Origin of the sequence: Mucilaginibacter sp., from assembly GCF_041660805.1 — a bacterium.
GTDB lineage: Bacteria > Bacteroidota > Bacteroidia > Sphingobacteriales > Sphingobacteriaceae > Mucilaginibacter.
The window spans coordinates 171,440-197,989 of sequence record NZ_JBAZVP010000001.1 but is presented as its reverse complement, the minus strand read 5'-3'; the positions used below and the strand labels follow the sequence as shown (position 1 = coordinate 197,989).

18 protein-coding genes are annotated in these 26,550 nt (G+C 41.0%); 15 read left to right on the top strand and 3 right to left on the bottom strand.

What is annotated here, in order from left to right:
* Window positions 1-217: 217 nt before the first annotated feature.
* The 8 genes from WC743_RS00975 (at window position 218) to WC743_RS00940 (ending at window position 9,184) form a co-directional block, all read left to right on the top strand.
* Window positions 218-2,122, top strand: coding sequence for a cytochrome-c peroxidase (locus WC743_RS00975; RefSeq protein ID WP_373009850.1), 1,905 nt, complete (start codon window positions 218-220; stop codon window positions 2,120-2,122).
* Window positions 2,109-3,545 carry a purple acid phosphatase family protein gene (locus WC743_RS00970; RefSeq protein WP_373009849.1) on the top strand — a complete coding sequence of 479 codons (1,437 nt, stop codon included), beginning with the start codon at window positions 2,109-2,111 and terminating at the stop codon, window positions 3,543-3,545. The genes WC743_RS00975 and WC743_RS00970 overlap by 14 nt, the downstream gene beginning before the upstream one ends.
* A 160-nt stretch (window positions 3,546-3,705) precedes the next feature.
* Window positions 3,706-5,259 carry a lipase maturation factor family protein gene (locus tag WC743_RS00965; RefSeq protein WP_373009848.1) on the top strand — a complete coding sequence of 518 codons (1,554 nt, stop codon included), beginning with the start codon at window positions 3,706-3,708 and terminating at the stop codon, window positions 5,257-5,259.
* A gap of 280 nt (window positions 5,260-5,539) precedes the next feature.
* Window positions 5,540-5,971: a hypothetical protein gene (locus tag WC743_RS00960; protein WP_373009847.1), complete on the top strand. Its 432-nt coding sequence runs from the start codon at window positions 5,540-5,542 to the stop codon at window positions 5,969-5,971.
* A 288-nt stretch (window positions 5,972-6,259) separates the two neighbouring features.
* Window positions 6,260-6,577 (top strand): RNA recognition motif domain-containing protein, encoded by a 318-nt coding sequence (locus tag WC743_RS00955; RefSeq protein ID WP_373009846.1) that lies wholly within the window; start codon window positions 6,260-6,262, stop codon window positions 6,575-6,577.
* Window positions 6,578-6,750: 173 nt separating this feature from the next.
* Window positions 6,751-7,836: an alginate lyase family protein gene (locus WC743_RS00950; RefSeq protein WP_373009845.1), complete on the top strand. Its 1,086-nt coding sequence runs from the start codon at window positions 6,751-6,753 to the stop codon at window positions 7,834-7,836.
* 137 nt (window positions 7,837-7,973) lie between these two features.
* On the top strand, window positions 7,974-8,927 hold the full coding sequence (locus tag WC743_RS00945) for a nitrilase family protein (RefSeq protein ID WP_373009844.1): 954 nt from the start codon (window positions 7,974-7,976) through the stop codon (window positions 8,925-8,927).
* A 20-nt stretch (window positions 8,928-8,947) separates the two neighbouring features.
* Window positions 8,948-9,184: a hypothetical protein gene (locus WC743_RS00940; RefSeq protein WP_373009843.1), complete on the top strand. Its 237-nt coding sequence runs from the start codon at window positions 8,948-8,950 to the stop codon at window positions 9,182-9,184.
* Between the two features lie 23 nt (window positions 9,185-9,207).
* On the opposite strand, the gene WC743_RS00935 is transcribed toward WC743_RS00940, so the two are convergent.
* The 3 genes from WC743_RS00935 to WC743_RS00925 all read right to left on the bottom strand — a co-directional run bounded on the left by WC743_RS00935 (window position 9,208) and on the right by WC743_RS00925 (window position 16,834).
* Entirely contained in the window at window positions 9,208-11,886 is a 2,679-nt protein-coding gene (locus WC743_RS00935) for a c-type cytochrome (protein ID WP_373009842.1), read from the bottom strand.
* 378 nt (window positions 11,887-12,264) lie between these two features.
* Window positions 12,265-13,905, bottom strand: a complete 1,641-nt coding sequence (locus WC743_RS00930) for a RagB/SusD family nutrient uptake outer membrane protein (RefSeq protein WP_373009841.1) — start codon at window positions 13,903-13,905, stop codon at window positions 12,265-12,267.
* A 10-nt stretch (window positions 13,906-13,915) separates the two neighbouring features.
* Window positions 13,916-16,834, bottom strand: coding sequence for a SusC/RagA family TonB-linked outer membrane protein (locus WC743_RS00925; RefSeq protein WP_373009840.1), 2,919 nt, complete (start codon window positions 16,832-16,834; stop codon window positions 13,916-13,918).
* Window positions 16,835-17,717: 883 nt separating this feature from the next.
* Between WC743_RS00925 and WC743_RS00920 the strand changes: the two genes are divergently transcribed.
* The 7 genes from WC743_RS00920 to WC743_RS00890 all read left to right on the top strand — a co-directional run bounded on the left by WC743_RS00920 (window position 17,718) and on the right by WC743_RS00890 (window position 26,520).
* Entirely contained in the window at window positions 17,718-18,614 is an 897-nt protein-coding gene (locus WC743_RS00920; protein ID WP_373009839.1) for a helix-turn-helix domain-containing protein, read from the top strand.
* A 263-nt stretch (window positions 18,615-18,877) separates the two neighbouring features.
* A complete protein-coding gene (locus WC743_RS00915; RefSeq protein WP_373009838.1) occupies window positions 18,878-20,953 on the top strand; it encodes a histidine kinase in 2,076 nt (691 codons plus the stop codon).
* A complete protein-coding gene (locus WC743_RS00910) occupies window positions 20,946-21,686 on the top strand; it encodes a LytR/AlgR family response regulator transcription factor (RefSeq protein ID WP_373009837.1) in 741 nt (246 codons plus the stop codon). The genes WC743_RS00915 and WC743_RS00910 overlap by 8 nt, the downstream gene beginning before the upstream one ends.
* Window positions 21,687-21,946: 260 nt before the next feature.
* A complete protein-coding gene (locus WC743_RS00905; RefSeq protein WP_373009836.1) occupies window positions 21,947-23,143 on the top strand; it encodes a redoxin domain-containing protein in 1,197 nt (398 codons plus the stop codon).
* Between the two features lie 56 nt (window positions 23,144-23,199).
* On the top strand, window positions 23,200-24,090 hold the full coding sequence (locus WC743_RS00900; RefSeq protein WP_373009835.1) for a sugar phosphate isomerase/epimerase family protein: 891 nt from the start codon (window positions 23,200-23,202) through the stop codon (window positions 24,088-24,090).
* A gap of 20 nt (window positions 24,091-24,110) precedes the next feature.
* Window positions 24,111-24,563, top strand: coding sequence for a protein-disulfide reductase DsbD domain-containing protein (locus WC743_RS00895; protein WP_373009834.1), 453 nt, complete (start codon window positions 24,111-24,113; stop codon window positions 24,561-24,563).
* A gap of 10 nt (window positions 24,564-24,573) precedes the next feature.
* Window positions 24,574-26,520: a protein-disulfide reductase DsbD family protein gene (locus tag WC743_RS00890; RefSeq protein WP_373009833.1), complete on the top strand. Its 1,947-nt coding sequence runs from the start codon at window positions 24,574-24,576 to the stop codon at window positions 26,518-26,520.
* Window positions 26,521-26,550: the final 30 nt, after the last annotated feature.

Below are 26,550 nucleotides of genomic sequence, written 5' to 3'. Positions count from 1 at the left end.
AGTTTACCCCCTGCAGAGCAAAACCCGCTACTTTCAGTTTAAAGGCTCAATAGTCTGTAAATGTTTAATCCCAAATTCAAAATGTGTTTATCTTACAAGTCGTTAAGCATCCTTATTACAAATGCATATTGTGTGATATTGCTGCTCTTGTCTGTAAATTGCACTTTAAATGTTAGTGCAGAAGGTAATTCGCCTTTTTAAATTCCGGGGATTGTTAATGAAAAGAAAAGCATTATTATTTTTTGGCGCACTTGCAGGGCTAATTATATTTTTATCAGTCACCAATACCGGCACTGATGATATTGGAGCAACAAATGCGGTAAACATTTATACTTATAATGCCCGGCTGTTCAATACATCGGTTGAGAAGCTGTATGCTGCATTAAAATTAATAGATAAGGATAGGGCGAGTGTACTAAATGCAAGGAAATGCCTCCGGGATTGCAGGATGCACTATAAAAACATTGCCTTTTTCACTTCTTATTTCTTCCCGAGTGAAACAATGATGTATAATGCCGCACCAAAATATGAAGTAGAAGAACCTGAACTGGAATTGATAGAACCAATGGGGCTACAGCAGTTAGAAACTTTATTATTTGAGGATGATGTATTTGCCCATAAAGCTGAATTATTAGTACAGGCAGATGCTTTATACAGTTCAACAAAAGACTTGCGAACGCTTTTATATCAGTTTAAAGCAAATGATAGACAAATACTAGAAAGTATAAGAATTGAACTTATCAGGATCATTACTTTATATATCAGCGGGTATGATGCCCCTCTTTTAAAAACCGGCATTTCAGAAACACTTGAAGCAAGTAAAACCATTCAAAAGATATTGCAGCCTTATTTAAAAAACGGGTATAACAGCAGCAGAAATTTAGCGCAAACCCTTCAGGGTTCTATTAAGTATCTTAATGCCCACCAGCAGTTCGATTCATTTAACAGGATGGAATACCTGCGTAAGTATGCACTTCCTTTGCAAGAGCAGTTAGCTGCGTTTATTAAGCAGCAAAACCTTGAATTAAATACTTCGGCCTTTCTTAATTATAATGCATCAAATATATTCAGCAGAAATTTTCTTAATACCTGGGATTCTATACCATCTGTAAATAAACCGGAACTTGCCGCTTTGGGTAAGAGGCTCTTCTTTGACAAAGCGCTTTCAGGTGATTTAAAGGTTAGCTGTGCCACATGCCATAAGCCAGAAAAATACTTTTCAGATGGGCTGGTTAGGAGCCCTTCTATTATAACCGATTCTGTTATTAAAAGAAACACGCCCACACTTTTTTATTCGGGAAGGCAACATTCGCAGTTTTGGGAAGGCCGCTCTGCAAATCTTGTTGAACAAGTAAAAAATGTGGTATTTAATCCCCTGGAAATGGGCGGTAAAGACAAGCTTCTGTATGAGAATATTGTACATGCCCCAAAGTACCGGCAGCATTTTAAAAAATTGTTCCCGGGCAAAGGATCAGATAAAAACTATGTTAATAATATTGCATTAGCCATATCTGCCTTTGTAGGTGGTTTAAACCCCTTAAACTCCGCATTTGACCATTATATAAACGGCGATAATAAAGCGATGACGCCCGTACAAATAAAAGGTTTTAACTTATTTATGGGGAAGGCGCAGTGCGGAACCTGCCATTTTGCACCTTACTTTAATTCGCTTACCCCGCCTTTTTTTGATAAGTCTGAATTAGAAATTTTAGGTACTACTAAAACAGACAATTTTAAAAAGCCGGAAAATGATACTGATATGGGCCGCTATAACCTTTACCAAATACGCTATTATAAGCAGGCTTTTAAAACGCCAACGGTAAGAAATGCTCAAAAAACAGCCCCATACATGCACAATGGGGCATTCAAGACATTAAAAAGCGTGCTTGATTTTTATAATAAAGGCGGTGGTAATGGCCTGGGGTTAACCATTAATGAGCAAACACTCGCATCAAAACCATTAAATCTATCGCCGGAAGAAATCAATCAAATTATTCAATTTATTAATTCTTTAACAGATCAGCACACCGCTAATATGCAGTACAGATCAAAGCGGGCTTTGCAACAGCGGCCCTTACATTTTAAACAACCAACAATTAATTATCTACATGAAAAAATTTAAATTAATTTTTCTTTTCAGCCTTGTTTTACCCGCACTGGTATTTTCACAGGGAAACCCGGCAGCTCCAACAGCAGTAAAACTGGCACCCACGGCACCGCAGGCCGAATTATTAAGAGGCCCCTATCTTCAGGTTGCTACACCAACCAGTATGACTATAAGATGGCGTACCAATGTTTATGACAGAAGCAGCGTTCGTTACGGTTTAACTCCCGGAAATTTGGATATGCAAGCCAGCGACTCTACCCTGGTTTCTGAACATATTGTTAAACTATCCGGATTAAAACCGCTCACTAAGTACTATTATTCTATAGGTAATCTTACAAAGAATATTATACAGGGCGATGAGAACAATTACTTTTATACGTTCCCCGAAAAGGGCAGCGAAACACTGATAAGGGTTGCCGGTTTTGGTGATGCCGGCAATAACTCTATCAATCAGCGAAATGTTAGGGACCAAATTGTAAAATATCTTGGTGATAATTATCTGAACGCATGGATCTTAATGGGCGATAATGCTTACTCCGATGGTACTGATGCTGAATTTCAAGCCAAATTTTTTAATAATTATCAAAACGCCCTGCTAAAAAGATATCCTTTATTTCCGGTTCCGGGCAATCATGATTACCATGATTTTAATTCTTCTTCCGTCTCCGATCAATTTAGAATTGCTTATTTCCAAAACTTTTCGGTCCCAACCAAGGGAGAAGCTGGTGGCGTACCTTCAAATACCAAGTCGTATTATTCGTATGATATTGGAAATGTACATTTTCTTGCCCTTGACTCCTATGGCCCCGATACTAAGGGCAAACATATTTATGATCAGATGGGCGAGCAGGCCGAATGGGTTAAAAAAGACCTCCAGGCAAATACAAACAAAAAATGGGTGATAGCTTACTGGCATCATCCGCCGTATACTATGGGGTCGCATGATTCTGATACGGAAGATTTGCTGGTTAAAATCAGAGAGAATTTCATAAAGACCTTAGAAGATAGCGGCGTTGATCTGATCCTTTGCGGGCACAGCCATGTTTACGAACGTTCAAAATTAATGAAAGGTTATTATGGCAAAGAGGCAGATTTTGATGCAACTAAATATAACCTTAGCAACTCAACGGCACTTTATGATGGCAGTAAAAATTCTGCACCTTATTTAAAAAGCCAAACAAATATAAATGGCACGGTATACGTAGTTAGTGGTTCGGCAGGTGCGCAAGGCGGGCATAAGGCTAACTGGCCGCATAATGCTATGTATTATTCCAATAATGAAATTGGCGGGGCCGTTATGCTGGAGATACAGGGAAACCAATTGGAGTTAAAATGGATTTGTGCTGATGGAAAGATTGGCGATCACTTTACCATGATGAAAGATGTGAGTAAAAAAGATGAGAAAATATTAAAGCTGGATAAGAAGCTAACTAAATAATTTAAGATCAGTTGGTTTAAAATAGTGGTTTGTATTTTGCAAACCACTATTTTTATTTAAGCACTTGCCGTAATTGATTATTGCTTTATATCCAGACTTTTTTAGGATCAATTTTTGCAAACGGATTAATGTGTAATGTGCCTAAAGTAAGGGACTGAAAATGGAAGTGGCAAGCAAAATGGATAGTGGATTCCAAAGCGTTTTTCGTATGCCGGGCACCCCTCCTACCTACTGGCTTACCCGCTTTGCCATTCTTCGGCTGTTGGGCATAACCTATGCTGTAGCCTTCCTTGTGGCAATCAATCAGATCGTTCCTTTGATTGGCTCTAATGGGCTCCTTCCTGTCGATGTTTATCTAAAGCAGATAAGTGCGGCACTGGGATCGAACGGCGCTGGCTTTGTGCGCCTGCCGTCGCTCTTTTGGCTTTGGCATTCTGATATGGCGCTTTTAACCATCGCCTGGATTGGATTCATACTTTCTTGTATAGTAGCGGCAGGTTACACAAATGCGATACAACTTGCTGTTCTTTGGTTTCTTTATATGTCTTTTGTTCATGTAGGGCAAGACTGGTATAGCTACGGCTGGGAGATCCAACTCACCGAAACCGGTTTTCTCGCTATATTTCTTTGCCCGCTACTTGACATGCGCCCATTTCCCCGGTACGCGCCGCCCATGCCCATCATTGTTTTATTCCGGTGGCTGGCTTTTCGTATCATGCTTGGTTCCGGGTTGATCAAGTATCGGGGAGATGAAATATGGCGTAATGGTACCGCCCTCTATTACTATTTTGAAACGCAACCCATTCCTGGCCCGTTAACCCGGTGGTTTCATTTTTTACCGCATGCACTGCTAAAAATTGGTGTCTGGTTCAATTGGCTGGCCGAACTTGTAGCGCCATGGTTCGTATTTTGGCCCCGGCTTGCGCGTCACATTGCAGGATCGGTAATCGTTTTATTTCAGATCGCTATTATTCTCAGTGGTAACCTCTCGTTTTTAAACTGGCTTACTATTATCCCTGCTTTAGCCTGTTTCGATGACAGCTTCTGGTCAAGGCTCCTTCCCCGAACGCTTGTTCATAAGGCCGAAACTGCTGCTAACCGCGCCAAAACATCCAAACCTATGCTAATAAGCGCCTGGGTTGCTGCAGGTGTTATTATACTCCTTAGCATCCGTCCGGCACTTAACATACTGTCACCGAGCCAAATCATGAATACTTCTTTTGATCGGCTGGGCCTCGTAAATACTTATGGTGCATTCGGATCAGTGGGGCAGGAGCGATTTAATGTGGTATTTGAAGGAACAATGGACAAGATGCCCAACGATAAAGCCAATTGGAAACCCTATATCTATAAAGGCTTGCCGGTGTCCCTTAACAAGCGGCCGCCGCAGATAGCCCCCTACCAGTTGCGTTTAGACTGGCAAATGTGGTTTGCTGCTATGTCATCCCCAAATGAATACCCGTGGACGCTATACCTGGTGTGGAAACTTCTTCATAATGACCCTGGTGCTTTAAGTTTATTTGCCGGTAACCCTTTCCCCGCCGGGCCGCCGCGATATATCCGGGCAGTTCTATATCGTTATAAATTTGCAAGTCCCGGCAATCCGCAGGGCCGTTTATGGAATCGCGAGCAGATCAGCATCTGGCTTCCGGCTATGTCTGCCAACGATCCAGATCTGATCAAGTTTCTAAAAGGTGCGGGATGGGTGCGCTAAATTTGCGCAAACGGATGAAAATATAATAAGCAATTTTAATTTGCAGGAGCTAAATTACCTGCTTTGCATCAAATATATATGAGTAAAGCATTACTCTATATGGGTTATATTATACCCATCTTAAAGCCAAATTGTACTAATTAAATATTTTATCGAAATTACAATTAGGTGACTTATATTTGCGTTAAATCATATTATTGGAAGATTTAGGTCCGTTTTTTATTAATTTTATATTATTTGGCTGGTTAATTGAGCTACTTTAACCCCCAATAACAAAACAATGAAACATCACGGTCAAATTGTTGAGTACCTGATTCGTCGCAATGGATATAATCTCAGCGACTTAGCTAAATCATTGAAGGTTAATAGAAGAACCATATACAACTGGTTCAAACAACCTCAATTAAAATGCGATATTATATTTCATATCGGAAGAATTATACGACATGATTTCTCTGTAGAATTTCCTGAACTATTTTTACCAGAGCAATTTGATCTGATTCAAAAACCGACTTATATAAAACAGCAGTTAGATATTAATGACTGGAAGGATAAATATTGTAATTTATTAGAAAAGTACAACCAGGCGCTTACAAAAAGTTTGCTAGAAAGCGTTAAAAATGCAAATGAGTTATTCAACACCTCGGCATGTATATTTTTACAATTGGCCTTTGCTGGCAGCATGTTCAGCTCAATAAATATAGTTGCTTAATTACAAAAAAAAACAGATTAGCGTAACAGATTCAAGAAAGGTTAAAATTAAATTAAACAATAACATAAGCCTGAAAGATGGCAGTTAATAAAATCATTCTATCTTTATTTAAATATAAAAGATCAATCTTTTCCATTTCTTATCAGAACCTCTATTTTCATACTAAGCTCTCCGATCATTTTTTTATATAAAATACGGCGAAATAATCACCAGGAAAAGTCCTATCCCATAATGGCGCGCATCTTTCATCGTTTTCAGTACTTATATTTGCATTGATAAATTAAATTTATGGTTAAGATATTCGTCGGGGGATTTCCGCTGGAAATGGAAGAAATAGACCTCGTCAGGCTGGTTAGCCCATATGGGGAAGTAAGTACAATTAAGATTGTGCGTGATAAGGCTACGCGCATATGCAAAGGTTATGCGTTTCTGGAAATAACAGATGAAGAAGGTGCTATTGCCGCTATTGCAGCATTGGATGGGATGCAGCTAGGGAAAAGGCAATTAAGTGTCAATTTAGCTGACCCGCCGCAAACAACGCCGCCACGCTATGAAAAAGTTCAGGGACCCATCACACCCGTCAAAAAGAAAAGACCCAGGATATAAGTTCACTAACTGCATCCACATTGCCAGATGTTATAAATACCCATCATCTCATCGCAGCTAAACTAAAAAGCTCAGTATCAGTATATGTATCAGATAAAGATAATATTGGGCGATTAAAAGTTTTGGCTGAACTACACGGTTTAAATTGGAAATAAAATTATACTAATACCTGCATGAAAAAATTCATATGTTTTTTGGGACTACTGGCAACCGCGATTTGTGGTAAAGCACAAATTATAAGCCTTAATAAAAATGAGGTTGCGTTAATGCGTAAAACAATTAACAGGGATGTAAAGTATCAAAAAGCATTTGAACCGTATCAAAAGGCAGCAGAACGTGCCCTGACAGAAACAGCAAACCCTATTACCGAGATATTATCACAGGGCATATTGGCCGGCGACCCCAGGAAAACCGCCAGCTTAAAAGCTGTTGAAGATGCTTATAAAAGTTATGCGTTGGCACTGGCATATAGGTACTCGGGCAAAAAGGAATATTTGAATAAGGCTACCGAATTTCTTATGGCCTGGGCAAAAGTAAATAAAGCCAGCGGAGACCCCATTAACGAAACCAAACTGGAAGACATGGTTACCGCATATGATCTGGTAAGGAACGATATAAAACCGGATGACAGGGCGCTGATAGATGACTGGATGCGTAGCATTGCCGAAGCGGAAGTTAACAGCCAATCTGCCAAACCGGGCAAGGGTACAGCCATTAACAACTGGAATTCGCATCGTATTAAAATGATAACGCTTATCGCTTACACTTTACATGATAGCAAGTACGATAATATTATTAAAGACGAGCTTGAAAAACAACTGAACGTTAACTTGAACCCTGATGGCACCACGCATGATCTTATTGAGCGTGATGCTTTTCACTACCATACTTATGATCTGGAACCGTTGCTATCGGCTTGTATTGCTATTTACAGGGCAACGGGTAAAAATTATTTTATCTGGCAAACCGCCAACGGCTCATCTATAAAAAAGTGTGTTGATTATATGACACCTTTTATGACGGGTGAAAAAACACACCCGGAGTTTGTGAAAAGCACAGTTCCGTTTGATCAAAAACGTGCAAAAAACAATGAAAAAGGCTATGCTCCCGGTACCTTATTTGAGCCAATAAACGGTATTGGGGTGTTCTCATTAGCTGCTTATTTTCAACCTGATTATTTAAAGGTTATTTACAAGGCAACGCAAAACAACAACTATATAAACTGGCGAACAGCTGTTGATGAATTTACGGCAATATAAATTAAGGCAATTCAAATAATTGATTTGTCTTTTTTCTGCCTGTATATGTAAAAAATGCAATTCCTAATATGTTTGGGTCTTATGCTTTGATAGTAAAAGCATACTTTAAGCGTTATATTTACATACATGCTTTTTAAATGGAAAACCTAAAGATAGCGACAGCACAATTCGAGCATAAAAGCGGAGATAAAGCTTATAATTTATCGGCAATAAAAAAATTATCTGCAAAAGCAGCTGCAAAGGGAGCACAGGTTGTGGCTTTTCATGAATGCTCAATAACCGGGTATACATTTGCCCGCAAACTGAACAAGCAGCAGATGCTTAAAGTAGCCGAATTTATTCCTGATGGCCCGAGCATTAAAAATCTTACGGAGATAGCCTCCGAATTAAACATAACTATTCTCGCCGGCTTGTTTGAAAAAGACCTTGATGATAATTTATTTAAGGCATACGTTTGTGTGGATAAAAATGGGCTTGTTGCTAAATACCGCAAGCTTCACCCTTTTATAAATCCGCACCTTACACCGGGGAATGAATATGTGGTATTTGATATTCATGGCTGGAATTGCAGTATCCTGATCTGTTACGATAACAATATCATAGAAAATGTAAGGGCTGTAAAACTACTGGGTGCAGATATTGTGTTTATGCCGCATGTAACCATGTGTACACCCTCTACCCGGCCGGGGGCCGGTTTTGTAGATCCGGAGCTTTGGCAAAACCGCGAAGCAGACCCAACCACCTTGCGACAGGAGTTTGACGGATTAAAAGGCCGTGCCTGGTTAATGAAATGGCTGCCCGCGCGTGCATATGATAATGCCATTTATGCCGTATTCTCTAACCCAATTGGTATGGACGATGATCAGCTAAAGAATGGTTGCTCTATGATACTTGATCCATTCGGAGATATTATTGCTGAATGCCGCACATTTGATGACGATATTGCTATTGCTACCGCCACTCCCGATAAACTTACCGATGCAGGCGGCTACCGGTATATTCAAGCCCGCCGCCCTCATTTGTATAGTGAGATCATTGCCCAGCCACATGAGTCAGAGCAAAAAGTTGTTTGGCTTAATGATGCAAAATAAAACTTAAACAATCGCCGCCAGTGCCATCAAAACATACCATTTCCTTTTACGATAAACTGAGCCAGCAGGTAATTAGCATCCAGGTTGCCGAATCATCAAAACTTCCATCAGATGGCGGTTACTGGAATACAGAAACCAATCAAATACTACTTGGTAAAGAACGTTTTTCTGAATGGGACAGTTTAACCGGCCATTTAGAAAGGCAGGTTAACTTTATCTTAAAGCTTAAAAAAGTTAACCGGCCATTATTGTTTTAGATTATTTATATACCGCTAAACGGTTAATTTTTTTGCTGAGACAGAAAGGTTACAAGCGATGCAAACTCTTCATAAGACAATGCGCTGGCCAGGCCAGTAGGCATCATCGAATTTTTCATTTCCTTTCGTGAAATAATATCCGCGGTTTTAATAGTAAAAACATCCCCTACTATATTGCGCATAACAATCTTTTGGGCAGATTCTTCAGTGATGAAGCCCATATAACTCTTATTTCCCTTCGCTGATATCATCACCGTGGCAAACCCCTGAGAGATAGATGCGTTCGGCTTAAGAACCGATTCGGCAATTTGCTGCCGGGTCATAATAGACCCTATCTGTCCCATAAAAGGTCCTTTCTGTTTTTCACCACGCTTAATACTGTGACAGGCGACGCAACCCTGCTGAGAAAAAAGTGCTTTACCTTTAAACGGATCTCCCTTAATTTTTGCGATGGCCAGCATTACATCTTCAATAGAAGATTTCCCAATCTGCCCTTTTTTATTCCGGATCTTTTCAAGGTCGACTTTAGCTTCTTTAGCTACGGGTGGTTTTTCTTCTCCGCCAAACGCAGTAATTGTCATTTGGTTGCGCGCGTTCAAATCAGCATAGAACTGTTTGCCCGTTGTTGTCGCTTTGCTACGCTCCTTTGTCAGAAACGTACGGATCTTGGGAGAAGACTCCCAAATAACCGCCTTATAATATGGGCCATGCGAATCTGGCCGGGTACTCCACCACCAGGAGCCATCATAAGGGGCTTCTTTTTTGTAAAGCCTGGCAAGTGTTATCAGTATTTGCTTTTTTAGGCTTTGAGTCTTAGCTTGTTGATAGGCCGATATTAAACCGTCCACGGCCTTTGCATCATGCATGTTTCTGAGGGCCCAAAGCGCCAGTGTTGAGTTTTCAGTCCCTATTGCATTAACGCAAGCACTCACCGCGTTGAGGCCTACAAGTGCCCGAACTGCTAAATGGGCAGGAATTATGCCAGAATTAGGAGTAGCATGAGCTCCTTCAGTACCTTTGGCCGGGGCAACAAAAGATGCCGGGACATGTGTTTGCAGTAATGACTTGGCAGCCTCTATCCTGCCTAATCGCCCCAGGCCAATTATAGCAGCTGCCTGTACACGCTCAGACTGATCTTTAAGACCTTTTAAGAACGGTTCTATCGGTACATTTTCAAGGCGGCCTTTCCTGTCAGCCAAAGCCTTCAACGCAAATTCCCGTAGTGCGCTTTCTTCGAAAAGCTGCACCAGGGCAGGTATGCCGCTATCCCCTGCTATTTGCGTATAGGTGTATAATCCTGCCACACGGGCAAATAATGGCAATGTGGTATCTGATGCTATACCGAGCGCCACTTTACCAGCTTCTCCGGCAGGGCGCAAAATAAGTTCCTGAGAGGCATACAGGCGGGCCACAGCACTGCCTGAAGTAAGCATAGCGGCTAAGTCTTTAACTGATGTGGCTTTGAGGTTAGGGAACGCCTTATACGTCCAACCGGCGGGCACTGCCCTTACAACGTATCCTTTGGCCGGGTCGCCTGAATAGCCTGCGCCATCCCATGCAGATAAGTAAAGCCTTCCTGATCCGTCAACATCCAGATCCGTAATTTGCGGCAGCTGGATAAAATCCTCCTGCTTTTGCGTAAAGCTGGCACCATCAGGAGTAACGCGGTGAATATAAAGCTCGTTTCTTCCCCAGTCTGCCATCATTGGCACATGGTTGTATTTTTCGGGCCAGGTGGGTTCATCCATAAATAACGCGCCCGTGCCCGATCCCCCTCCCAGGTCTGCCAGTGCAGGCAGTATCTCATCGGTAAAATGCTGAAATAACACCGGATAGCCGTATTCTCCCGACTGGATATGGTGCGAAAAACGAATATTCCAGCCGCCGCCATCGTTTGTATTATCCCTTGTAAAAATATTCATATAAGGGTCTATCGCTACGTCGTAAATATTCCGTGTGCCGTGCGAAAAAATTTCCATTTCCGTCCCATCAGGCCTTACCCGTACAATACCACCACCCAGCATGGTCAGTTTTTTCCCTGAGCGGTCAATGGCATCATGAAAACCAAAATCGCCCACGGCAATATAGATCCAACCGTCAATACCCATACGAATACCGTTGGTTGCATGATCTGTTCCCCTATCCGCAAGCATATTTGGGTTACTTAGGTGTTCAACAACCGGCTTGGAAGGCCCATCAGCTACCCCATCATGATCCTTGTCTTCAAATACCACCAGATCCATACCTGTTGCCTTTTCTGTCTCTTTCGAGAATATGGTATGCAGAACAAAAACTTTATCATCCAATACAAAAATCCCTCTGGGATTATCGACACGGGCAAATTCGGTATGTCCATCTATTTTGCCATCGTTATCCTTATCAACCAATCTTAAAATCCTTCCTTTTCCGGGCGCTTTTCCCAATGAGCCCATCATATCTACACCAACGTAAACTTCGCCGGTTGGTGCCGCCGCGATACAGGCAGGGCTTGGTGTAAGCTCCGGCCCGGCAAACGTGGTTACCGTTAAACCGTCAGGCCATCCTGAAAGCTTTTTCAATTGAACAGGCGGAGTTTGCATGCGCGTATGAGCCGAATCAACACCCGTAACCGGTGTATGGTCTTTTCCATCAGCACCGGCAAAATATTTAACAGTTACTAAAAAGATGAGGACAAAAAACAGTGTAAAGGAAAGTTTTAACATAGTTGATATTGTTTAGATCAGAGCGGGGCAATATAAAACATAATAAGTTTATTCAAAAGGGGGGTGTTTGTAAAAAAGTTATAGCAATAAAACCGAAGCTGTGAGTGTTAAAGCAAACGCTTTTCAATTATCTATTATCCAATAGAACAAAAGCTTCTTTAGTTTATTTACAGCGGGCGTGCTCCTCTTATTATAAGGCTACAACTCAATAATGGAGACGATGTTCCTACCGTGTTATCAGAAACAGACGGATAGGGCCCGGCATGTTGAACAGGGCAATATTCGGCCCCTTGTTGATTACTGGAATGTAAATATTAGTATCAAAAAAGCTAAGGTGCCACTTACATGGCACCTTAGCTTTCTGTTATTATTTTTTTATTAATATCCCGGGTTCTGTTGCAAATTTGAATTTAGATCCCGTTGTCGCTGCGGTATAGGATAAAGAGCCTTGTTTGGATTAGTTGGCGTATGATCCCACCAGCTTCCTGTGGCGAATTTCCCGAAACGTATCAAATCATCCCTTCTAAAGCCTTCAAAGATAAATTCCCTGCCCCTTTCTGCCAGCAGTTCATCAAGCGTAAGGGTTGCCGGGGTATAAGCCCTAGTAGCCCAATCCGCGTCAGAAAAAGCACGTTTTTTACAGTCGTTAATTAACTGCACAGCGACAGCATTTGCAGTACCGCCATTTTTACGCATAATGGCTTCTGCTTTTGCAAAATAGATCCAGGTTAACCGGTAAATATTCCAGTCAGTATTATTATAATTCGGATCTATTCCAGGCACTCCTCCAGGCCCGGGAAATTGATTGCCGAGTTTATACTTATTGAAGCGCACGCCACTGTTCTCTTCACCCTCACTCATACTAGATAAGGTAGAACCCGCTTTGTTTTTTTGAATATTATCTACAAATACCAACTGTTGCCCATTGTATTCTTCAGATGCAAGAACAGGTGTTTTGCCATCAGTGAATTTAACCATGGGCCCCATTAACAGCCAATTTGATCTGCGCAGGTCGGCCGCATCGTAAGTTGTATAAACACCCGGAATTACAACAATTCCATCGTTACCATTACGCCCGCCACCATATATTTCCTGCTGTTTAAAGTGAAAAAATTCTCCCGGCCATGATGGCTCAAAATTAGCAACCTTATAATCATAGGCAATTGAGAATATCACTTCTTTGGATAAATCATTTGTGGTTTTGAATTGATCAATAATATTCGGATCCAGCGCCATAGGGCCATTCTGCCCGCCGCCATCATTGTTTATGAGTTTATCTGCGGCGGCAATACAATCGTCCCATCTTGGAGTACCTGTCCATACTTCAGCATTTAAGTAGAGCTCAACCAGCATGGCGTAAGCCCCTGCCTGAGACATGCGGCCTAACATTCCGCGTGATAATTTGGGAGCCTTGTCAATGTTTTGTTTTATTTCACTTTCAACAAATTTAAAAACCTCGGCTCTTGGTAAGGTCTCGGGCTTGGCCGGAGTACCAACCTGAGTGACTACGGGAATATTACCAAAAAGGTCCATCAGTTTCAAATAATGGAAAGCCCTTAGCAATTTGAGTTCAGCAATGTAAGAATCCTTTTCAGTTTGTGTAATCCCCATGGCTGCGATATCTCTTTTCCCGATATTTTCAATGGGGTCATTACATAAACCCATTCCCCAGAACATAAGCGACCATGCGTTGTTTAATCCGCCCTCGTCGGTTGTCCAGGTGTGGTAATGAAACCTTTTCCACTTACCGCCATCCTCTCCGTGCCTCCCTTTTGTAGGCCAGGCCAGTTGGTCTCCTGAAAGCTCCGCCGGTCTCCACCAGCCATCCTGCCCTGATGGGGTGACCCATGCATTCGCATGTGTATAAGGCCGCAATACGGCAGATAACACCTCCGTTTTATTGTTGTAGAAATTATCAGTTAATAATTGATCATATGCATGTTCTTCCAGCTGCTTTTTGCATGCTGTAGTACATAATATTAAAATAAGTGCTATATATCTGAATGTTTGGTTTTTCATTTTCTTGATTTTAAAATCCACAATTCAAGCCTATTAAAAATGTCCGTGTACTTGGGTACGCCCCCCTGTTATCTACACCAGGCCCTGTACCTGTGTCCTGTATAAAATCAGGGTCGCTGCCTGTGTACCCGCTAAAGGTTGCCAGGTTTTGGCCCGTTACATATAAACGTATCCCACGAATCAGTTTGGTTTTGAACTTGAAATTGTAACCTAATGTTACCTCATCCAGCTTCACATAGGTGCCGCTTTCTATATAATAATCTGAATACTGATAAGTGTCGTTTATTTGACTGTATTTGCTAAACGTACTTTGCAACAAATTTCCGCTCCAGGTTTTGTTTGCATAAGAAAGCGCAGTGGTATTTAAAACATCAAAGTCAAACTTGCCCCTTAAAAATATTCTAAGATCAAAGTTCTTGTACACAAAACTATTTGTTAGTGAGGCATAGTATTTGGGTATTGCGTTACCAAGCATTGCCAGATCAGTTACGTTCCGATCTTTAGAATTATTAATTACATCGTTTGTTACTTTTTCGCCATTTCGGTTATAAAAAAGCCACTTACCGTCGGCCGTAAAGCCTGCAAACCGTTTACCCCAGAATTCGCCAAGGTTGCCACCCTCATAAGTAGTTATGGCATCACCCAATGCCCCTGCCCCTCCAATTCCGCCAAAGGTTTTATATAAAACCTTATACTGATCATTGGAGTAAGAATCAAGTTTATTTCTTAACGTACTAAAGGTTGCATCAGCGCTCCATCTAAAATTCTGAGTTTTAATGGCCGCGTAACTCAATCCAAGCTCTATACCTTTAGATGATATTGTACCAACATTGGTATATATGCTGGATTGGATAAATGGCGGCTGCGGAGATGTGTAAGTGTCTAACAGATCTTTGGTTGTACGATTGAACAAGTCAAGCGTGCCCGACAGCCGGTTGTTTAATAAAGTAAAATCCAATCCAATGTTTAACTCTCTTTTAGTTTCCCATTTGAGGTTTGGGTTGGGGTTTCTGTTAGGCCCATAGGTTTCCAGATACTGACCATCGGGATATAAGTACCGGCCGCCGCCGCCCAGGGTAACCCGTGACGCATTATTTGAAAACCCGCTGTTGCCGGTTACACCATAGCCCACTCTTAACTTCAGGTAGTTAACAAAAGCAACATCCTGCATAAAGCTTTCTTGTTTCACATTCCATCCCGCAGAAACCGCAGGGAAATATCCAAACTTGTTGTTGTCCCCAAATCTGGAAGACCCTTCTCTTCTAATAATAAATTGCAAGAGGTATTTATCATTATAGGCATAATTTAACCGCCCAAAAAGTGCAATGAGTGTATTATCATTTTTGAAACTTCCCATTGATGCTTTTCCGAGTGCAAGGGCAGATCCCTGGGCAAGATTATCCTCATGAAAAAGATCATTTATAAAGCCCCGGTTAGATGCGCTTGCACCCTCTTCTATATGATAACGGTAACTGTAACCTGCCAAAGCTGTAAGATTATGCTTTTTAGCAAATATCCTATTATATTGTAAGGTTGGCTCAAGGGCAAAATCCTGGTATAACGAGGTGCCTCTGTAAGCATATCCACCTCTTGGAAAGTCTGTATTTTCAACAGAGTTTTCACTTGCTTTAAGCCGGTATTGTCCATCCAAATAACTATCCCTTACTACAGAGCCAAATACAGATGCTTTTAAACCTTCAATAATTGTAAGATCAGTTTTTGCACTGGCAGTAGTTGTTTGCTGCTTGCGGTAACTGGTCTCCTGAATTAAGCGCGCATATTCATTAGTGCTGGTCAAATCAAACCGGTAACTACCATCGGGGTTAAAATTAGATAGGGTAGGATTTTTGGTAGCCTCGCTTTCCCATCCTCCACCGCCTAATAAATTGGCGTTGTTAAAGTTAGTTGCCAGGTTTATCTGCATTTTTAAACGGTCATTAAGGCCTGTTTGATCTACACTTAACCTCAAGTTATATTCTCTCCGTCCGTTTTCTCTTGCAATACCTTGTAAATCGCGATAATTAATACTCGCTCTATAGCTGGTTTTATTAGTTCCTCCAGACAAAGCCAGGTTATGGTTTTGAGAGAGGTTATCATGATTGATCAATTGATCATAAAAATCAGTTGAACTGCCAAAGTCCTGCTGCTTAATATCGCCGGCAGCAATTTTTTGCCGATATTCATCTGCCGTAAGGAAATCCTGCCTTCGTTGAACATATTCTTTCCTGAAATAAGTGGAATAATCAAACTGCGGCGGGCCTTCTTTACCTTTTTTAGTGGTGATTAAAATAACGCCCGCATTAGCACTTGTTCCGTAAATTGCAGCCCCAGATCCATCTTTAAGGACGTCAATCGACGCGATGTCATCTTGTTGCAAAACATCTAATATATTGGCATTTGAATAAGGAATGCCGTCAATTACATATAAAGGACTTGAACTACCGGTGACGGTAACTGCTCCTCTTAATTGTACGGAAACACCACTATTAGGATTGGAACCGCTGGTACGGGTTAAATTTAACCCCGGAACTTTTCCCTGTATCAGGTCAAGCGGGTTTCTGGATCCGCTTTGCCTGAATTCGTCAGGTGTTACGTGAGCTACTGCTGAGGTAATTTTGTTTTGGTCTTGTGTGCCATAACCAACAACCACTACTTCGTTCAAATTGGTACTTGAGGGAACAAGTTTAATGCTTAACACATTTGTTGAACCGGCTTTTTGGTTTTGTGTTATAAAGCCAACAAAAGAAAAGCTGAGTGTATCATCATCCCCGGCTTCTATACTAAACCGTCCGTTCACGTCGGTTACGACAGCTTTTCCGGTGGCCAAATTTTTAACGGTAACTCCGGGAACGGGCAGGTTCTTTTCATCAACAACTGTACCCGATACATCTTTTTGCGTTGCAAAATATAACCCTGGTAACTTGCTCAATGGTTCAGGCCTTATCCACTTTAAGTTCTTTGATAATGCTGGATTACTGAACAAAAAACACACAGATATCCCAGTAATTTTAAGTAAATTAATTTTCATAAAACGATTAATTAAATCAACTGATTGGTAGGTTTTTTATATTATAATCTTAATGCTTCGTAGTGAGCTGATCATAATATGCGATTTACTTTAGGACTAAAATTGTAAATCAATTTTAACTTAACTACAGCTACTGCGGCTAAGTTGGAGCGGGTGTTTAACTTTCTGAAATAAATTTGCTTTTGATTAAAGATTAATAATTAATTATTAAGAAATGAACTATTTGAAACACCGGGTGGCTTTCAAATTAATTCATAAATCTTAATAATTAAATAAAGTGCTTTTAATGCAATATTTAATCTTTCGTTTAAATTATCCAGGGACTTTTTATACGTTTTCTTCCGGATATAGGTTGTGAGACAGCAGCAGCATATTCACTTATATTTGGCGGTAAGCAATAATATAACATCATTCTCAACACACGCCCCCATCAGGAGCACGGCTCGTTTCCAGGCGAATGAAATCTTATTGGTAATTGATTAACAGTTGTTTGAGTTCGGCAAATTCCCGATAAAATCATCGTAAGTAATTTACTTTCCAGGTCTAAAAAAAATATTTCAATTAATTATATATCCCGGAATTATTGGTTAGCAAGTACCCTGACCAAACGCATTAAAGACCTAAAACAGCTTAGCTCAAACATCCATTACAGATGTTTGAGCTAAGCTTTTTTGTTTCGGGATATGATACATCTTACGGATGTTTCTACCATTATTACTGATTTGAAGTACCTTAGTGTCAATCCATTGATTATTAGCGTAAATTCGAATTAAAATAATGAGTTATGGATACCATGCGCCGTTTTAACACTATTAGTGATTACAATGTATTCAACAACAACGAGACTAAACACCCCTTAATTACTATAGTTGACCTCTCAAAAGCCGCCCCGCGACAACTGTCACGCATGTATTTCGGCTTTTATATCGTTTTTTTAAAAGATGTAAAATGCGGCGATCTGGTGTACGGAAGAGATACTTATGATTACCAGGAAGGAACCCTGGTTTTCCTTGCTCCAGGCCAGGTAGCGGGCGCGAACAGTAACGGTGATACCTACCAACCTAAGGGCCATGTACTGGCATTTCACCCGGATTTAATACATGGAACTTCGCTCGGCAGGCGTATCCAGGAATTTACGTTTTTTGGCTACCAGTCCAACGAGGCACTACACTTATCTGAACGTGAAAGGAACATTGTTTTGGATTGTTTCTCAAAAATAGACTATGAATTGGAACGAGGTGTAGATAAACATAGCAAACGACTGATCGTGTCTAACATCGAACTGTTTCTGGATTACAGCGTCCGTTTCTACGACCGGCAATTTATTACCCGCGACCATGTGCACCAGGGGGTTTTGGAAAGATTTGAAAACCTGCTGAACGAATATTTTGAATCTGAAAAGCCGCAAACCATCGGCCTGCCGTCTGTTACTTATTGTGCTGAACAGCTTAATTTATCATCCAACTACTTTGGAGACGTGGTAAAAAAAGAGACAGGCAAAACTGCCCAGGAGTATATACAAGCCAAATTAATTGATGTGGCTAAAGAAAAGGTCTTTGACGGAAGCAAGACTATCAACCAGGTTGCCTATGAACTGGGATTTAAATATCCGCAGCATTTCGCCAGGCTATTCAAAAAGCGTGTCGGACAAACGCCCAATGAATACCGTTCGCTGAATTAAAGAGATAAAAAAGTCGCAATAAGTACTGCTCAAACTTGTTGACTGATGTAAGGTTAATCAATCTGAAACAGATAAATAGCAATAAAGCTCAATTGATTACAACACGGTGAATTGAATAACTCTTGAAGTAAACTACCCTCCCCTTCCCGCATACTACCATCACCATCTGCCAGTTACTCAATTCCGGCTTGTAATTGTTTATTTATCCCCCATGAATAATACAGCAGTGTTAATAATGCGTAACTTTATAATACCAACTATTTATGCCTTTACAAACCTACTGCCGGTTTATTATTGCTTTTTTGGCGTTTTTTTGCCAAAACATTTGTTATGCACAGCAAAACAAAATAGATAGCCTGAAGAAAGCTTTACCCGGGTTGAACGGCAAAAAACAGGTCGATTGTTTGAATGATTTAAGTTTGGCATACCGTAACCTACGGATATTTCATGCTTCGCGAACGTTTGCTTTACAAGCAGCAGTGAAGGCCGATCAGGATAATTATTGGTTAGGCGGCGGTGAAGCTTATTATAACCTGGCGGCAACAGGCTTTGAGGTAAGGGATTTTGCCGCAGTTGAAAAAGATTGTCGCACATCGATTACCTTTTTTAACAAAGCACATAACAGCACACAACTCACAGATGCCTACGTTTTATTAGGACAAACAATATGGGCGCAAAGCAAATTTGACCAGGCAAAGGAAGCCTTTAACAAGGCCAATCAGCTTTTTACACAGTTACGCGATTCAACTGGCATAGGCAGAACTTACAGTTTAATAGCTTTATTAGAAGAAGAGCGGGGCAAATACGAACAATCTTTTCAATATGCCGCTAAGGCCTTGAAATTTGGCGACGGCAACGCTTTTGCCGCATTAGGTCAACTTTATGCAGATGTAGGCGATTATGAAACGGCTCTGGATTATTACGCAAAAATAAGAGACAAAGACTTAAAGGTGTATTCCTATCTTAAGGTTGGAGAAGCATATTACCTGCAAAATAAGTACGATTCGGCAATCTATTATTACAAGTTATTCATCAAAGATGGCGGCGGGATCTCAAGGAAGTTACTGCCAAAGCCATACGCTCTTTTGGGTAGCGTTTATCTTAAATTAAGAAAATATGATACAGCTTTTTTTTACCTTAATGCAGCTTTAAAAAATTTCAAAGAGGAGCATAACCGTAATTGGACAATGCGGGTGTTATTGGAATTAGGAAGAACCTTTAAGGAAACCGGTGATGTTAATGCAGCCATTAAAAATACCAGGGAATTATTGAATGCTGCCGAGCAATCCGGTGCAAGACAATACATCCTTGATGGCAACTTCCTGCTGTTTCAATTATATGATGGCTCGCAAAATAAGGATAGTGCTTACCTGTATTTAAAAAACTATACGGCGTTAAAAAGCCAAATAGATATCGATGTATCTGCCCGTAAACTCGCCTTCTACAAAACATCAAACGAGCGTGAACAAGCACAACTAAAAATTGATCTGCTTAATAAACAAAGGCAACTACAACAGGAGGAGTTGAAACAAACATCGCAACAAAGAAAATTTCTATTTATTGGCTTATTGGCACTAATGCTCTTTGGGGTAGTGATGGTACGAAATATGCTTTTGAAAAAAAGGAATGAGAAACATAAGCGTGAATTGGTAGAGAATGAATTGCGCATTCAGAAACTCGAAACAAAAAAGCAACTTGGAGAGCTTGAAATGCAGGTTCTTCGCACACAAATGAACCCGCATTTCCTTTTCAATTCTTTAAATTCTATCAATAGATTCATCTTACGCAACAACAGTGTACAGGCTTCAGAATACCTTACTAAGTTTTCACGGCTGGTAAGGATGATATTGCAAAACTCACAAAGCAAACTAATAACACTGGAGCAGGAGTTGGAGTCACTGGCACTGTATCTTAGCCTGGAGGCACTTCGTTTTGATGACCATTTCTCTTACAAGATCACAGTACACGGTGATCTTGATGTATCTATGCTAAAAGTTCCACCACTTATTATTCAACCTTATACAGAAAATGCTGTATGGCACGGTTTGATGCATAAAGATGAAAAGGGAGAATTACATATAGAAGTTTTAGTTGAGCACGATTTTCTGTACCTGAAGATAACGGACGACGGTGTTGGCCGCGAAAAAGCCTGCTCACTGACCCATAAACCCGATCCAATTCACAGATCAATGGGTTTGGGTATCACATCACAACGGATTGAAATGATACAGGAAGCAAATTCACAGGACCCGGCAGTTGTTATTAACGACATCGTAGATATAGCCGGCAATCCTTGCGGCACCGAGGTTGTACTTAAATTACCTGTTATTTATGATTAAAGCAATCCTTGTAGATGATGAAGCACATTGCCTTGATACTTTAGGCATTCTGCTTAAAGAATATTGTCCTGAAGTTCAAATACTGCAGGCTTGTAGCTCTGCAAAAACGGGGATGGATGCTATTTTAAATTTAAGCCCTGATATAGTGTTCCTGGATATTCAAATGCCTGGCATTAGTGGCTTTCAGCTTTTGGAGCAGCTTGGCCATGTTTCGTTTGCTGTAATATTTACTACCAGTTTTGATCAGTACGCCATTAAAGCGATACGTTTGAGTGCGCTTGACTATCTGCTTAAACCAATTGACCCAAAAGAGTTGATCGCTGCAATAAATAAACTGAAACGCAAAAAAGAGTTGCCGGAAGCTGAACAATTTGAGATGCTTTTTGACAGACTGAAGCCCAGGCTCAACACATTCAAAAAAATTGCTATACCAACCCTGGAAGGTTTTGAACTAATACCTGCAGACCAAATCATTCTGTGTGAAGCAGATGATAATTACACGCACATATTACTAAAAGATAAAAGAAAGATTTTAGCATCGCGTACGCTCAAAGCCGTTGAAGAGCAACTGCAGGATTTTTCATACTTTGTTCGCGTACATCATTCTTTTATTGTGAGTATAAACGAAGTAAACCGATACGTACGCGGCGAAGGTGGTTACTTAATTATGAGCGACGGCTCTACCGTAAATGTTTCGCGCAGCCGTAAAGACGCCTTACTTAAGTTGTTTTAATACCCGGCTAAATCAACCTATACCTATACTTTAATCTCCCCTCCTGCACGGCTGCTGTGCACCTGCGTTTTATTCACGCATCCTTCAAAGCAGGCTTACCTCAATGCCATTAGTGCCGGTTTATACATAGGCTAAATACAGCTACCGGCCATTCCTATTACAATTACCCAACAAACACGCCAACTACTCATTACCGCTTTGCCGCACTGCCTGGCTACAATAAATTTGAATTCATAACCGAAATAAACCAATTAACCATTATGAAAAAAAGGAATTTATTTGTGCAGACTTGTTGCCATGCGCTACAAGTTTTTTCGTTCCGCTCCATCCTGGCATTTGCCGTGATTTTATCTTTTGCGGCAAAAACCGGTGTTGCTGCAGATCATCCTACACTACCCATTGGAGCTAAAGCGCCCGATTTCTCTCTTAAAGGTGTGGATGGCAAAATGTACTCACTGAAAGATTTCAGCAAGGCAAAAGCCCTGATGATAGTTTTCACCTGTGTGCACTGCCCCACAGCACAAGCTTATGAGGATGCCATCATGCAAATAGTTAAGGATTATAAATCTAAAGGATTAGCAGTGGTCGCCATTTCGCCAAACGATCCAAAATCTATCCGTCTTGATGAACTGGGTTTTACCGACCTGGGGGATAGTTATGAAGACATGGTTATCAGGGCGAAAGACAAACAATTCAATTTTCCTTTTCTGTTTGACGGGGAGACATCGGCAGCATCTCTTAAATATGGCCCGCAGGCAACACCGCACGTTTTTATTTTCGACAAAGACAGGACATTAAGGTATTCGGGCCGTATTGATGACGGATTAGGTGTACCAGGGAAAGCAAAATCATTCAACACAAAGAAAGCACTGGATGAGCTTTTGGCAGGCCAAACAATCACCGTACCCAAAACAAAAACCTTTGGATGTTCTATTAAATGGCCTGAAAAACAAAGTCTGACAAATGCCGAAGAGTTAAGTTGGGCAAAGGAAAAAGTGACAATTGAGGATATTGGAATTGATAGTGCAAAAGCATTACTGGGAAACAAAAGCAATAACTACAGGCTCATTAATGTATGGGCAACCTGGTGCGGCCCCTGTGTAACCGAATTTCCAGAATTTGTAACGATAAACAGGATGTACCGCCAGCGCGAATTTGAACTGACCACTATCAGTATGGATGACCCTTCGCGCAAAAAGAATGCCCTGGCCTTCCTTACAAAGAAACAGGCTTCTACAAAAAACTACATTCTTACAGGCGATAAATACCAATTCATTGATGTATTGAACAAGGACTGGGAAGGTTCATTACCTTATACAATATTGCTTGCCCCGGGGGGTAAGGTGCTTTATAGCAAACAGGGCTTGATAGATCCTTTGGAATTAAAAAAGCTGATCGTTAATTCAATGGGGCGTGTTTTTGAACTCCCTCCCAATATTAAGATCCCGGAAGAATAAGCCCGTAGCTCATACCCCTACTAAACACGTTCCTCAACAAACCAAGAAAAAAAATCATGCAAAGCAGAAGAAAATTTATAAAAATAACCTCGGGGGCCTTAGCCCTTAGCAGCCTGTCGATACCTAATTTAATTTACGGATTTCCCGCCGGCAATATCCCGCAACCAGGGGTACAACTATTTACTTTTTACAATTTCATAGACACCGACGTTGCCGGCACACTTAAAAAAGCGGCTGCCGCAGGTATTAAAAATATAGAATCGGCATTCAGCCGTAAGGGCGATTATTATGGTTTGTCGGCTAAAGATTTCTCGTCCCTATTACAAAACATGGGCATGAAGTGGCGTTCGCATCACGTATTTGGAGCGCCTGTCAAAATGCCGGCGGGCAGTACTCTTCCTCCGTTTAAAAACCTGGTAGAAAACACCCAGCAGATCATCGATGATGCCGCCCAGGGTGGATTGGAATACCTTGTCGCCGCCCATCTTCCTATAAGTACGGGCAAGGAAATCAGTTCGGCTCTTGAAATTTTAAATAAAGCCGCTGAAGCCACTAAGAAAGCAGGGATCCAGTTAGTTTACCACAATGAGCCTGCGGATTTCGCGGTAGTCGATGGTAAAGTACCATATGAAGTATTCCTGACCGAAACTGACCCGGCCGCGCTCAAGTTTGAATTGGATATTGCCTGGGCTATCAAAGCCGGTTCTGACCCGCTTAAGCTGATTGAAAGATACCCCGGCCGTTTTCCTTTATGGCATATCAAAGATCTTGATAAAGAATATAAGACTGTTTTACCTATAGGCCAGGGGATTTTGGATTACAAGAAATATTTTCAATATGCCAAAGCAAGCGGGTTAAAGTATTATTTCATAGAGCATGAAGCAGCTGCTGATCCTTTTACCAGCATCGCGTCAAGCATAGCTGACCTGAAAAAAAACGCTAAATAATTTTCTTTAAAAAAACGAAAATGAAAAATATACTGATCGTATGCACCTTTCTCTTTGTATCGCTTAACGTATTTGGCCAAACAAAAAGTCCGGTAAGCTGGTCCTTTACCAGCCATAAAAAATCAGACAAGGTTTACGAAGTTGTCATGAGCGCCACTGTAGCCAAGCCATGGCATATTTACTCGCAATTTACGCCTGATGGCGGGCCGTTACCCACTAAAATAACTTTTTCACCAAATCCGCTTTTGCTGGTTGAAAAAATTGACAGGGAAACCGGTAACTTAAAAACAGTACATGATAAAACTTTTGATGTCGATGTCAAATATTTCTCTGATAAGGCCCAGTTTGTTAAAACCATAAAAGTGAAAGGAGCGGTAAAAACTAATGTACGGGGCACGATAGAATATATGGTCTGCAACGATGCTAAATGCCTGCCGCCTGTAAAACAATCCTTTGATATTAAGTTACAATAACTATAGCGCCATGTTTAAAATATTAAAACCGATCTTACTTTTAGCAGTGATGTTTTCACTGGCTTTAAATGTCAATGGGCAACCCTCTGTAAAATGGTCATTTACTTCAAAAAAGATAAATGCATCTGTATACGAGCTAACGGCGAAAGCAACCATACCGCAAATGTGGCATATATATGGGTTAAACAGCAATATAGAAGGGTTAACACCGCCTCTGTTCAATTTTGAATATGAGCAGGTAGCAGCCGTAAAAGCACCGTCATTCAGCACATCGCCCCAATATATTACCGACCCTGTTTTTGACAATAAAAAAACAGCTGTATACGAAAAGACTTTTTCTCTTACTGAACAAATCCGGATCAACGGAACCGTCCCAGCAACACTCAAGGGAGTTTTAACGGTTTATGCTGGTAATGCTAAAGAGTTCTATCCGGTTGAAGAAGCATTTGATGTACCACTTGAAGGTGGTGCTAAATTCCTGGCCGGCAATGCTAACATCAGATTAACTTCCATTGACCTCAAAAACCCGTTGGCCAATTGTGGTAAACAAGAAGAAAAACAAAGCAGCATTTGGGGAATCTTTTTATTAGGCTTTGCAGGGGGGCTGGTTGCTTTACTAACACCGTGTGTTTTCCCAATGATCCCTTTTACCGTATCGTATTTTACCAGGAGCTCGGCAAACCGCAAAGCAGCTATACGCAATGGGTTTATATATGGCTTTTTTATCTTTTTAATTTACATACTGCTTAGTGTTCCCTTTCATATTGCAGGCAATGTAAACCCCGAGATATTTAATACCATATCCACAAACGCGTATTTAAATCTCGCATTCTTTTGTGTTTTTATGTTCTTTGCACTGTCTTTCTTCGGCTTCTTTGAAATTACACTGCCCGGCAGCCTAACCAACAAGGCCGATGAAAAAAGCGGTTTAACAAATATCGGGGGCATATTTTTCATGTCGCTCACACTGGCGTTGGTATCCTTTTCATGCACAGGGCCAATATTAGGCTCGCTACTGGTTGGCTCATTGGGTGGAGGGGTATGGCAGCTTACCGCGGGGTTAGCGGGTTTTGGCGTGGCATTGGGCCTGCCATTCGGTTTATTCGCCATTTTTCCAGACCTGTTAAAATCCCTTCCAAAATCCGGTGGATGGTTGGATACCGTTAAAAAAGTTTTGGCCTTTGTTGAAGTAGCCCTTGCTTTGAAGTTTTTATCAAACGCAGACCTGGTTATGCACTGGGGTATTTTAAAACGAGAGGTATTTATAGGTATCTGGTTATTGATCAGCGTTGGTCTGTCTGCCTATCTGTTTGGCCTGATCAGGCTACCTCATGACACCAAAGGTCAAAAGATCAGTCCGGTGCGCAAAGTGCTTGGCGTGGTTGCGTTGTTGTTTTCGCTTTATCTTATACCTGGTGTAACGCCTTCCAGGTTTATCAGTTTAGATCTGCTGAGTGGCTTCCCGCCCCCATTATCGTATAGTATTTACGAAAAAAACAACAGCGATGGTAAAACGCTTGAAGCAAACGTGATAAACGATTATGAAAGGGCGATGGTATTATCTGATTCGTTAAACAAGCCTTTACTGATAGATTTTACAGGCTGGGCCTGCGTTAACTGCCGTAAAATGGAAGAGAATGTATGGAACAAGCCTGAAATTAAAGACTACATCAAAGAGAATTACATCCTCGTCTCGCTCTATGTGGACGACAGGAAGAAGCTGCCGGTGCTCGAAAGGTTAACATATACCACAAAAGATAATAACAAAAAGGAGCTTATTACGCTCGGCGATAAATGGGCAACTTTTGAGTCGGAGAACTTTGGTCAGGTTTCACAGCCTTATTACGCTGTGTTAAATAGCAACGAGAAGTTGCTTAATGCCCCCATTGGGTACACGCCGGATGCAACAGAATATTTAAGCTGGCTAAAATGTGCTAAAGCAGCGTTTGATAAGTAAAAAGCTTTCTATTCATTAATTCAGGATCAT